The organism is Tahibacter sp. (genome assembly GCF_035481375.1).
In the GTDB taxonomy this organism is placed as follows: Bacteria; Pseudomonadota; Gammaproteobacteria; order Xanthomonadales; family Rhodanobacteraceae; genus Tahibacter.
Window position 1 is genome coordinate 12,764 of record NZ_DATIGT010000221.1, and the last position, 11,996, is coordinate 24,759.

Sequence of the window (11,996 nt, forward strand, 5' to 3'; positions counted from 1 at the left end):
ACGTTTTCGTAGTTCCTCCTGGGGAGTAAGGAAGCCATGAAGCGAACCCTCGCCGTCTGCATCGCCACCGTTCTCAGTTTCGCCTCCGGCACCGCCCTCGCGATCAACGATCTCGAAGCGAACGCCAGCATTCCCTTCAGTTTCGCGAATCCGGGTGCCCGCAGCCTCGGCATGGGCGGTGCCTTCATCGGCCTAGCCGACGACGCGACCGCGGCCTACTCGAATCCGGCCGGACTCACTCAACTGCGCCAGGTAGAAGTCGCTGCCGAGGCGCGCCATACGGCATTCAGCACGCCCTATGTCGACAGCGGCAACACCACCACGAACCCGTTCAGCACAGCGGGACTGCGTGTGTTGGAAGACGACAGTTCGACGAACAACCTGTCCTACTTCTCGATCATCGTTCCGGCCGAGCGCTGGTCGTTCGCGTTCTATCGCCACGAACTGGCGAACTTCTCGAGCGACTTCGACACGAGCGCCGCGCTGCGCTTCGACGACGCGCCGTTGTTCATGACCGAATCGAGCATCGATCTGAAGATCGTGAACTGGGGCGCCGCCGCGGCATTTCGCGCGACCGACCGGGTCTCATTCGGCTTCGGCCTTTCGCGTTACGACTTCGACCTGCACAGCGATACGGGTCGATTTTTCGAGAACCGGCCGCTGCGGCTGCAGACCGCGTTGCAGGACGGCGACGATCACGGACTCGGCTGGAACCTCGGCGCACGCTTCGGCCTCAGCGACAGCGTGAGCCTTGGCCTGACCTATCGTCATGCGCCGCGGTTCGACTACACGTCGCAGATCATCGGCCTCAGCGACGGCACGACGCCGCTGAATCCGCCGATCCAGCAGTACGGCCCGTCACGCGTGACCTTCAACATCCCCGACGTCTTCGGCATCGGCCTGTCCTGGCGCCCGACGGACCGCCTCGTCGTCAACCTGGACGTGAATCGCGTCCGCTATTCCGAACTGACTGACGACATCAGCACTTTCTTCGACATCACGGCGACGCAACGTCTGCAGATCGAGGACGGTAACGAAGCGCATCTCGGCGCGGAATACACGTTCGCCGACATGACGCACCCATTCAGCCTTCGCGCAGGGATCTGGCACGATCCACGGCATTCGGTTTCGTTCGTCGGTGTGCCGCGTCCAGACCAGTTTCAGAACAACGTGACCTTCGACGAGCTGTTCGCTGCGCAATTCGCCGGCGGGCGCGGCGCCGAAAAGCATTACGCCATCGGCGGCGGCTGGGCATTCACGAACTTCCAGCTCGATCTCGCCGCCGACCTTTCCGATGGACTCGACACCTACTCGATGTCGGGCGTCTATCGTTTCTGAGCAGACCAATCGGGGCCGGCCGCACTTCGCCGGCCCCATCGATTCCGGCTATGGGTGAAATTGCGGAGTAAGGCACGATTCATGCTGCGTGGACGTACTTGTCCTTAAGTCGTCGCCGCCCCACAGTGACGATTGCCCCACCGGCACGCATTCGCGCCAGTGGCGGGATCCGCCATCACGCAGGTAGTCGTATGAAGTTCGTACATCGCACACTCGTCGCCCTACTGTTCTCGTCCATGGCAGGAACGGCGGCAGTCGCGCAGTCGTTGATTCTCGTGCCTTCTCAAGCCACCGTGCAGCAAGCCATCAATCAGGTCAGTGACGGCGGCATCATCGAAATAGCCAACGGCACTTACGCCGCACCGGCCGGTGGATTCCAGGCGAGCAACCTCGGCAAGTCGTTCACTATGCGCGCCGCCGTCGCCGCCACGGTGACGCTCACCGGTTCCAATACGACCGACATCCTGCGCATTGCCAACGGATCGGCTGCGCTCGGCAAACCGATCACATTCGAACGCATGACGTTCGCCAATGGCCGCACGACGAACGGCGGGCTCGGCGGCGCGCTGAGCCTGGTCGAAGCGACCGTCACTTTCGTCAATTGCACGTTTCAGAACAACACCGCGGCAGTCCCCGCGGGCGGCGGCGGCGGCGCGATAACATCCAACGCAGCCAATCTGACTTTCGTCGGCACGACGTTCTCATCCAATAGCGCAACGACGATAGGCAACGGCGGCGCGATCCGCTCCAACAATTCCCGCATCCTCATTCTGGACAGCGCGTTTACGTCGAACAACGCAACCCAGTCAGGCGGCGCGATCAACGCCGGTGGAAGTTCTCGTATATTCATCCACAATACGCGATTCGAGAACAATCGCGTGAATCTGCCGGGCCATTTCGTCGATTCGCTGGGCGGGGCGATCTCGCTAGTCGATTCGCAGTTGCGCGTGACGAACTCGCGCTTCGCCGGCAATCGGGCCGGCTATTCGGGCGGAGCCGTCTACGCATTCGGTTGGTGGTCGGCATCGATGCCGACTGATGTGGTGACGGCGAACACGACGTTCGTCGACAACGCATCGGAGCGCGATCCATCAGTCGCAGGTACGAACGTACCGGTCGGCGGCGCCGTGCAGGTCGAGGACCAGGCAACGCTGAATGCCTACAACACGCGGTTCATCACGAACCGCGCGCAGATCGGTGGAGCGATCAGCAGCTACCGCGCGATCGTCAACGTGACCGACAGCGCCTTTCACGGAAACAGCGTGACCGGCACGATTCCCGGCGCGTCGATGGGCGGCGCCATTGCTGCATCGTCGGAAGACAGTGACGCACTCGACGGCCAGGTCAATCGTCGCAACACTAGCGTCACGCTACGAAACACGCTTTTTCAGGGACGCTTCGGCAGTGTCGGCAATGCGGCACGCAGCGGCGGCTGTCTCTACATCGTCGGCGATCTCGTCCGGGCCTATGGTCTCGGCGGAAACGCCCAGATGGGCACGATTGCAGCCAACCGCGCACCGCTCACGATCGAAGGCTCGGCGTTCTACGACTGCGATGTCGCCGAGAACAGCGGCGGCGGTATGGGCGGCGCAGGCATCCTGCAGTTGACGACGACACAGATCAGCGATTCGCTGTTCGCCGGATGTGACGCTACGCCCAACGCTGCCAATACCGGCAGCGGCGGCGCTCTGTTCGTCTTCGACAATTCAGACATGACGATACAGCGCACCGCATTCATCCGTTCGACAGCAGGCTTCGCGGGAGGGGCGATCTATTCGCAGGGCTCGCGACTCGACGTGAGCGACAGTCAGTTCGCCGAGAACCAACTCGTCGGCGGCAGTCGCTGGGGCGGAACGGCAATCTGGACGGGCTGGGAAAATATCGGCGCTCCGCGTCCCGCGGTGAACGCCACCGGCATCGTTCGCAACAGCGTGATGAGCAACAACAGCGGCGCGGCGGCCGTCCTCGACTACGATGCAAACGCGGCACCGTTCAACCTGATGCAATATGCAGCAAACAGCATCTTTCCGAATTCGACGGCCTTCTACTCGAATGCGTTTACCACTGCGCAAACCGTCGCCCAAGTCAATTCATTGACGCTGCACGGGCAAGCAAAGGCGCCGACACCCAACACGGGGCTGGCGTCGGCACCCGCCGTAGTCGCGCTGCGGACCGTGCCGTCGAAGACCTTGCCGACCTATGCGATTGGGGATCCGGCGCAGCCAACCGCTTCATTTGCCGCCTACGCCTGGAGTGGAGGCAGCGCGTCGCTCGACGGAGTACCCGTCAGTGGCAACCTGGGTCTGACGTCGGTTGCCGCTGGCGTGCACCAACTGACTGTCGGCGCGACGTCCGCGTCAGCGACGACCATCGCAGGTCCGGCACCCGCGACGGACTTGCGCGCGCGACCGCAAAAGATCGGTCCAGGCGCCGGCACGACCCTGCAATGGACACAGCTCGCTGGAGCGTTCGTCGAACAGTTCATCGACTTGGGCGTCAATCTGACACCGCCGGGCATTCCCTCCGGTTCCGTGGCAGTCGCGCCGAACAATCGGTCGCTGACGTACCGCAGCCTGCTGGTCACCCAGGAAGGCGGTGCAACCGACACGGCGCCAGTGACCTACATTGCCGATCTCATCTTCGCCGACGTATTCGAATGAGGCCGTATTCCGTGTGAAATGCCGGTCACACCCGGCCCCAACCGGCGTCCTCGCACGATCGCAGGCAAGCGATACCGTACGGAGGCGACAATCACACACGACGTGATCCACACATTCACGCGGTGCCGATCGCACGCGATGTCAATTGGCTATAACGCAAATGTTCCGATGCTAAGATCTGGCGTCAGTGCCGACGTCGCTGCACATCTGCTGCGCACCGTCGGCTTTCTTTACTCGACCGGAACCCGGACTAGCCTTCATGGAAATCAAGCCCGACGTAGGATCGTGGCTGGATAGACTTACATCCAGCATTCACGACGAGAATTTGCGCTCGCCACTCGGCGACGCGCTCCCGCGTTTCCCCACGGAAGAACTCCAGGCAAGCACGACGGGACTTTCCGGCGCTGCGGCACTCGCGCCCGCAGCGGCCTTTTACGCAGACATCGTGGATACGATGGACCGCGTCGGAATTCACGCGTCGCCGGATTGGCGGGTTCTGGATTTCGGCAGCGGCTGGGGCCGCATCACGCGGTTCTTCCTGCGCGAAGCGCGCCTGGCAAATATCGCGGGCCTCGACGTCGACCCGCAGTTCGTCACGTTGTCGAATCAGTTGTTCGGCGAGGAAATCTTCCACACCTGCGCACCATTGCCGCCGAGCCTGTTTGCTGCGGAAAGCTTCGATCTCGTCACCGCCTTTTCGGTGTTTTCGCATCTTTCGGAAACCGCGTGCCGGCTCTGGGTCGACGAGTTCGCCCGAATCCTGAAACCCGGCGGCCTGTTCGCCTTCACCACGCGCAACGAATGGTTCCTCGACTTCTGCAGCCAGGTTCCGGCAGACACCCCGATCGGACACATGCGCGTGCTGCGCACGCTGTTCGCCGATTGGGAAGATGTGCGGCGCCGTTTCCGCGCCGGCGAGTTCGTGCATACGGCGACTGGCGGTGGCGGCGTGCGCGACAGCAGCTATTACGGCGAGTCGTTCATTCCGCGCAGCTATATCGAGCGCGAATACTCGCGCGACTTCGACCTCGTCATGACTTCGGACGCGCCGCAGCCCGGCAACGCGCGACGCGCGATCTCCGACCGCAATGCCGAATACGACCAGGCCCTGTTCATTCTTCGTCGTCGCTGAGCGGCAGCGTCGCCGGTCGGCTGCGCGCGTTCAGGCGACATGCGCAGCAGCGGCTGCATGAGGCCATATTCCGCGCGCAGGCGGTTGCTCGTCGCAAAGCCGCCGATCGGGCCGTAATCGCGACCGATCGGCGCCCTCACAAATCCCGCTTCGCGCGCGTCGGCCGCAGCTCCCGCCGACGCGGTGCGAGCTTGATGCTGCCGTCGCTGCGCGAGCGCTGGTGCCGGCACTCGCGCGGCTTCGGCGGGCCAGTCACGAAGAACGAAACGGCGCAGACCGTCTGCCGCAGCTGCGACCGGCAGCGCACCTCGTGCAGCTTACCCGGCCGACCAGATCGAGCCCCGCTTCGGCGGAGAACCACTCCGTCGTCGACTGAGTTCAGAATCGCCTACACCGGAATAACGGCATCGTGCGGACAGTCCGCACCGGACAGCCACACCGACGACATGCATCTCCGCTCCTGCCCTTGCACGAACGCGACGAGCGCAAGAGGGAAGTGGTCAGCGTGAACTTGGACGCGACCTTCCCGGCAGCGCGGTCACGATCGCGGGGAATCCATGCTTTGACGCACAGCGCACAGACGACGACCAGCGGGAAACGGCACTCGAACCTCATGCAGCGCCGACTGCCTCGACGAACGTCATGCGGCTTCGCCTCGCGTGATTGCGCGGAGTCCGGCCACCTGAGGCGGCCGGACTCGAAACGACGCAGCGCTCTTTGACACACGGGCCGCGATGCGGACCGGCGCCGGATGCTACGGCATGTTGATGTTGGAAACGACGCTCCCGCTCGCGTACACGAAATTGTCGCGCACGCCGATCGTCGCACCCAGCGTATTCGCCGTGACCGATGCCGGCGCCGGGATCACCCCACCGAAGGCATGGGCCATGATCTGCGTGGACCGGTCGTCGAAGATCTTGTTGCCCGTAATCGACAAGCGAGAGGTGGCGGGCGCGCCGGTAATGAAGTCAGTGACGATGATGCCGTAACCAACGCTCGCGCCCTGGCCTTCGTTGTAGATCGTGTTGCTGGCAATCGTAAGTCCCGGCGAATTGATGACCCAGACACCCGGGACGTTGCCTGACGCTCCACCGTCGTCGTGGATCAGATTGCTGACGATCTGGCAGTTGGTGCAGGGCGACACGGAAATTCCAGCAATGCGATTGTGGTGCACTATATTGCTACTGATGTTGACATTGCGCGACGTCATGAGGCCGGCACCGTTGACATCGATTCCTGCATGCGCGTTGTAGACCACATTACCGACCAGAGCGATATCCGCACTGGGGCGCGCAGCGGCAACCCCCGGTGGCGCATCGGTATAGATGGAAATTCCTGCACCGCCGGCGTCATGAACGACCGAATTCGTCAGACTGGCGTTCGCTACGCCGCGATAGAAAGAAAATCCGATGTCGTCGGCGTCAGAAATATGGACATTGTTCACCGACACATTGGTCGAGTTGTGCGCGACCTGGAACGTCGACACGGAATTGTCGGCGGTCACCGAATCGATTTTCACGTTCGTCGCGTTGTCGATCGACACGGGCCACATCGGCGAGTTGACGATGCGCAGGCCGCGGATCGTAATGTTCTTGACGTTCGCGTTGTAGTCGCCGATTTCAGGTCCGCCGGCGACGATGCCGCCCATGCAACACATGCCGCTCGCGTAAGCGCTGCGGTTGCCGTCGAGCGTGCCCGACCCTTCGATCGTGACATTTTGACTGCCGTCAACGATGGTGTACATGCCGTGCTGCTCGGTCGGTGCCGGCGCGACATAGCCGACGAGCTTGACGAGGCCGTTCTGGACGATGCGCGTATTCGAATATACCTTGAGCGGCGCACTGATGAGGCAGCCGTCGGGTCTCATCGGAATCTCGACGACGGTGGGCTCGTAGACGCCGGTGGCCGTGTTCTTTCCGGCATTGAGCAACGCTTGTAGCGTGGCGGTGTCATGGACGCCGTCGCACACGGCTGCGGATTTCGCTTCACCAGCTTCCGCGGCGAGCAGCTCTGCCGCGTCGACCTCCGTGCCTGCGACCTGCGCGCGCGCCACGTCGGCGTGTGCCACCACGGACACGCCGAGAGCCATGAAGGTTGCGCACGCAATAGCGCGCGCAATCGGGTTGATGAGGGACATGAGGTTCTCCGTATGGAAGCCGAGCAATGGGTGTCGCACCGGGTGATCCGACATTCGTCCGTGAAAGGCGTCGAACGGGCCCGGGCGACAAGGTGATTGTCCAGCCAGGGTGTCTCAGCACTTCGGATCGGCGATCCGTGACGGCATTGCGCCGCCGACGAGGGCGGGAATCGGGATCTGTGAAGCAGCCAGGTTTCCGCAGGCCCGCCGGTCGGACACCGACGAGTGCCGCGCACACTGTTCGCCGACAGAGAGGATGCACGGCGCCGTTCCGCGCAGGTCATTCGTCCATACGCGACTGGCGACGCCGGCAGACGCTTACTACGGTGAATCATTCTGCGCGGCCACCCGTTGAACGCCTGTACTCGCACGCTTGCGAGCCTGCCATGGCGTCGTCCATGCCGCAGCATGGCAGCGCGCGATCTCCGGCAGCACGGCTGAATACGACCGGGCTCCGCTCGCTTTTTCGCCGTAGCGCAGCCGCAAGCGTCGCCATCGGCGACGCGGAATGCTCAGGCGATCGCGCGGAACAGCAGCGGATACATCAGCCCGTATTCCCGGCTCGGATGATTGTTGGTCGCGAAGCCGCAGAACAGGTCGTAGTCGAGGCCGATCTGCGCGCCGGCGAAACCCGCGGCGCGCGCGTCGGCCAGCAGCTTCCAGCCGAAGTGATGCCAGGTCAGGATGCCTTCGGGGCGCAGGCCGTCGCCGTGATATTCGGGCTTTCCGAAGAACTCGATGCTGCCGTCGTCGCGCGGACGCGCGAGCACGGCCTCTTCATGGCGCGTCATGAAGAACGGCACGGTGCAGATCATCTGCCCCTGCGGCCGCAGCACGCGCCGCACTTCGCGCAGCGCCGCGCGGTAGTCGTAGACATGTTCGAGCACGTCGCAGTGGCCGATCAGATCGAGGCTCGCATCTGCGTACGACAGCTGCGTGATCGATTCATGCCGCACCGGATGGCCGTGATAGCTGTAGACCTGCCCCGACTGGTGCTTGTCGCTGATGTATTCCGAACCGAGGACTTGCGGCAGCTGCCGGCGCAGCGCGACGAACAGCGGCGTCAGGCACTCGAGCATCGCGACATCGGCCTGCGGCAGCTCGGCGGCACGCGCCCGTAGTGCGGTATAGATCAGCCGGTTGCGGTTCGACAACCCGCAGCGCCGGCAGATCAGTCCTTCGCGCAGATTCGGGCTGTTGTCGTAGAACGCCCCGGCGCGCACGACATAGGTCGTCATCGCATCGCACACGGCGCAATAGCCCGGAACCTGCTCCTGCGTCGCAATGTGCGCCTCGCCGCTGCGGCGGCGCGCGTCGATGGTGTCGACGCTGCGCATGAAATCAACGTGATTTTCGAACCAGCTCAACATACGTGCTCCCAGGGCCGCAGCCGGTGATGCGTCGACGCTCGGCATCCGCACGCGGACGCGTTTGCGCGTGTGCGACGTCGAAACAACGTCGGAAATCGGATGATAGCGGGCGCTTCGCGCCGCGGCACCCGGTCACGGGCACTGCGCGCAGCCGCGACACGCGACTCAGACGAAGTCTTCGACGGCGACGAGAAACTTGTGCCAGAAATCCACATGTCCAAGATGCACGATCTTCCGGTCGCCGCAGTCGTAGTAGTTCCAGCCAGCGACCTCGGGCGGCTCGCGCGCCGGGTCGAAGAAGACATCGATCGGGTAGACCGGCGTGCCGACGGGCGTCACGTGCATCACGAGGCTGTTGCGGCTGCGCTCGCGCTGCTGATGGATCGCGCCACCGTGGAACAGCTCGGGATGCCAGATGACGACGTCGCCGCGCGATACGTGGAGTTCGCGCGGTGCCAGCCCGTACGCGTCGCACTGCCGCCTCACGGCCTCCTGGTATGGAGCCCAGCCTTGTGCGGCGACGGCCGGACCGCCGTCGGTGCCGGCGAAGAGTTCGCGTGCCATCGCCTCGACGTCGATGGGCGGCAGCAGATGGCTGCCCGGCACGACCAGCAGCGGGCCGTTGCCGGCGTCGACGTCGTCGAGCGCGAGCCAGACGCCGAGATAGCGGCCGCCGGGCCGCGTCGTGAAGTACGGCGTGTCGCGGTGCAGCTTCTGCTCCGATCCGCGCTCGAAATAGAGGCTGGTATACAGCGAAGCCGGCGCGTCGAAGTAACGGTCGCATACCGTCAGCGGCGCGCTCAGCGCAGCGAACGCGTGCGCGAGCGGCGCCACGGCCAGATGCAGGTTCGACACGCGATACATGTGTCCGTGTTCGTTTTCGTTCGGCGCGATCAGCGCGGCATTGCGCCGCTTGAACGCGCCGACCGCGTCCAATGCCTGTTCGCAGGTTTCCCGCGCCAGCGCCGCGGGCACCACGGCGTAGCCTTCGCGCATCAGATGGTCGTAGTGCTCCACGGCGGTTTCCTCCGCGCCTGCGGCGTCAGCTGACGGCACGCCGGCTCGATTCGGCGTAGTCGTAGTCGTCTTCGCGCGGCAGCGCGTTCGCGAGCGGATCCTGCGTCGAGGCGAGGTAGGTTCCGGCGGCGCGTACCGACACGGTGAAGCAGCGCTCGATCGCATGCGCCATGGTGCCGTCGACCTGCCCCTTCTCGGCTTCGAACTCGGCTTCGTCGATGTGCAGGTCGAGCAGCGGCCGCAGCGCGCGCAGGTGTACCCAGAACATCGATCCCGCGGCAAAGACGTCCTTGCCCGGATCGGCGTGGGCCACGCCCATGAGGCGGCACAGGTAGTACACGCTCTCCTGGTTCGAGCCCCAGTAGAAATTCATCGGCAGGATGTGACCGTCGGGCGCCACCATGCCCAGATCGGCGCGGCCGCGGAACGCGTCGTGAATGCGGCGGACGTTCTCCGGCGCGATGAGCTTGGTCAGCAGGTCGCGACGCCAGATGTCTCCGTCGGCACGATGCAGCGAGCGCTTGGTGTGCAGCTTCACGATGAGTTCCTCGCCGGCATCGGCGAGTTCGTTCGCGACGCGCAGGAACGGCAGCACGTCGCGGCCGCGGTTCTCGAACACGCGGCATTCGCCGTCGACGCGCGCGTGACGCAGGCGATCGCGCACGTCGGCCTCGCGCTCGGGCACGGTCGTCACGATCAGGCGGTACGCGACGGTCCAGTGCGCGAGCATCTCGACGATCTCGTCGAGCAGCTCGGGGTAGTAGGCGTGGACGACGACGCAGACGCGCTGCAGCGGCAGGGCCGCCGGCGCGTTGACGCGTTCGATCGCGCGCCGCGTCGCGTCGAGCCAGGCATAGCCCAGGCGCACGTCGGGTTCGAGGTGCGCGCCCTCGGCCCATTCGTTCCAGGCATTGATGAACACGAGGCGCTGGTCTCGGCGCGAGAAGCGCGCGATCGTGTCGCGCATCGCGTTCGCGAGCCATTCCTCGTAGCCGCGCGGCGTCGCGTTGACGAAGATGTTGCTGACGCCGGGCTTGCGCGCTTCGTTGTCCCAGCCCGGATTCACGCCGCGATAGAACACGCAGCCCGGATCGGCGTAGTTGCGGCTGCGCTCCGGGAAGCAGCTCCAGTCGTATACATTGCCGGAGAATTCCGGATTCAGCTTGCGCACGCGGTCGGTCACGAGCGGCGGCGCGGTGTTATTCGGCGGAAATTCGACCATCGCGTCGAAGCCGATCGTCGACGGATCGAGACGGTCGAACGCGCTCGTCAGGCACAGGTGGATCTCGCCGATGCCGAGTTCGCGGCAGCGCGCGCGCCAGCGCTGCGCGGTCGCGCGCGGATCGGGCAGCAGGCTCGGGCGGTAGACCAGCAGCACCGGGCGGCCGTCGACGCGCACGTAGCGCGGATCGCGCATGTAGCGCGCGACATGGTCGATGAACGCGAGGTCGTCCTCGGCCGAATAGTCCTGCGCGATCAGCACGTCGCTTTCGTAGCCGTCCCAGCGCCGCGTCCAGTTCTCGTTCGCCCAGCACAGGCAGAACGGCAGATCGAGCGACGGGTCCTCGAGATACTGCAGCAGCGGCGCTTCGAGCAGCCGCTTGCCGGCGAACCAGTAGAAGTAGAAACAGAAGCCGCCGACGCCGTAGCGCCGGGCCAGCTCGATCTGGCGCCGCTGCACGTCGGGCACGCGCAGGTCGTAATAGCCGAGCTCGCCGGGCAGGTGCGGCTGGTACTGGCCTTCGACCTGCGGCAGCGCGCGGCCGACATTGGTCCACTCGGTGAAGCCCTTGCCCCACCAGGCGTCGTTTTCCGGAATCGGGTGGAACTGCGGCAGGTAGAACGCGAGCAGCGTGACCGGCGGCGCCTGCGTCATCGGCTCGTCGCGCAGCCCCTTGTAGCCGATCGCGCGCGTGCCGGCGTGCACGCGGCGCGCCCGCGGCTGGCCCGCGCCGAGGCGCAGCGGCGCGATCTCGGCCGCGGTCTTCGTGGCGTCGCACTCGACGATGCCGGCGTTCTGCGCGCTGACTGCGACGACGTCGGCACCGGGCGCCATCGCGTTGCCGATCGGCACCGGCACGAGGTCGAGTTCGACCAGTACCTGCTGCTCGGCCGTGCGCACGACCTGGCGCAGCGCCGGAAAGCGATACGCCAGCCAGTACGTGTGGCGCAGCTTCGTGCGTTCGTCGAGCGGGATGATGCGATAGAGAAATCGCATGCCCAGCACGAATTTGTCCCAATACGAGGCGTTAGCCATATCCCCACCTGCTCGAAACGTAATCCCTTGCCGGCCGCCCCCACTCTGTCGCCGGCTCCCTCGCCCGTGCATCCACGGCACGCCG

7 protein-coding genes are annotated in these 11,996 nt (G+C 64.7%); 3 read left to right on the forward strand and 4 right to left on the reverse strand.

Going from position 1 to position 11,996, the window contains the following annotated elements:
- The first annotated feature begins 36 nt into the window (after positions 1–36).
- The 3 genes from VLF18_RS14420 (at position 37) to VLF18_RS14430 (ending at position 5,130) form a co-directional block, all read left to right on the forward strand.
- Positions 37–1,338 carry an OmpP1/FadL family transporter gene (locus tag VLF18_RS14420; protein ID WP_325280331.1) on the forward strand — a complete coding sequence of 434 codons (1,302 nt, stop codon included), beginning with the start codon at positions 37–39 and terminating at the stop codon, positions 1,336–1,338.
- Positions 1,339–1,529: 191 nt separating this feature from the next.
- Positions 1,530–3,998, forward strand: coding sequence for a hypothetical protein (locus VLF18_RS14425; RefSeq protein ID WP_325280332.1), 2,469 nt, complete (start codon positions 1,530–1,532; stop codon positions 3,996–3,998).
- A gap of 454 nt (positions 3,999–4,452) precedes the next feature.
- A complete protein-coding gene (locus VLF18_RS14430) occupies positions 4,453–5,130 on the forward strand; it encodes a class I SAM-dependent methyltransferase (protein ID WP_325280351.1) in 678 nt (225 codons plus the stop codon).
- Between the two features lie 754 nt (positions 5,131–5,884).
- Here VLF18_RS14430 and VLF18_RS14435 read toward each other — a convergent pair.
- The 4 genes from VLF18_RS14435 to VLF18_RS14450 all read right to left on the reverse strand — a co-directional run bounded on the left by VLF18_RS14435 (position 5,885) and on the right by VLF18_RS14450 (position 11,911).
- Entirely contained in the window at positions 5,885–7,267 is a 1,383-nt protein-coding gene (locus tag VLF18_RS14435; protein WP_325280333.1) for a right-handed parallel beta-helix repeat-containing protein, read from the reverse strand.
- Between the two features lie 512 nt (positions 7,268–7,779).
- The gene (locus VLF18_RS14440) at positions 7,780–8,637 is read right to left on the reverse strand and encodes a class I SAM-dependent methyltransferase (protein ID WP_325280334.1); all 858 of its coding nucleotides are present in this window, start codon (positions 8,635–8,637) and stop codon (positions 7,780–7,782) included.
- A gap of 165 nt (positions 8,638–8,802) precedes the next feature.
- Complete coding sequence (locus tag VLF18_RS14445; protein ID WP_325280335.1) at positions 8,803–9,654, reverse strand: phytanoyl-CoA dioxygenase family protein; 852 nt, start codon at positions 9,652–9,654, stop codon at positions 8,803–8,805.
- Between the two features lie 25 nt (positions 9,655–9,679).
- A complete protein-coding gene (locus VLF18_RS14450; protein ID WP_325280336.1) occupies positions 9,680–11,911 on the reverse strand; it encodes a glycoside hydrolase family 99-like domain-containing protein in 2,232 nt (743 codons plus the stop codon).
- Positions 11,912–11,996: the final 85 nt, after the last annotated feature.

Coding starts and splice junctions, on each gene's coding strand:
- VLF18_RS14440 (WP_325280334.1), bottom strand. CDS start 8,637: ATGTTGAGCTGGTTCGAAAATCACGTTGATTTCATGCGCAGCGTCGAC.
- VLF18_RS14450 (WP_325280336.1), bottom strand. CDS start 11,911: ATGGCTAACGCCTCGTATTGGGACAAATTCGTGCTGGGCATGCGATTT.
- VLF18_RS14435 (WP_325280333.1), bottom strand. CDS start 7,267: ATGTCCCTCATCAACCCGATTGCGCGCGCTATTGCGTGCGCAACCTTC.
- VLF18_RS14425 (WP_325280332.1), top strand. CDS start 1,530: ATGAAGTTCGTACATCGCACACTCGTCGCCCTACTGTTCTCGTCCATG.
- VLF18_RS14430 (WP_325280351.1), top strand. CDS start 4,453: ATGGACCGCGTCGGAATTCACGCGTCGCCGGATTGGCGGGTTCTGGAT.
- VLF18_RS14420 (WP_325280331.1), top strand. CDS start 37: ATGAAGCGAACCCTCGCCGTCTGCATCGCCACCGTTCTCAGTTTCGCC.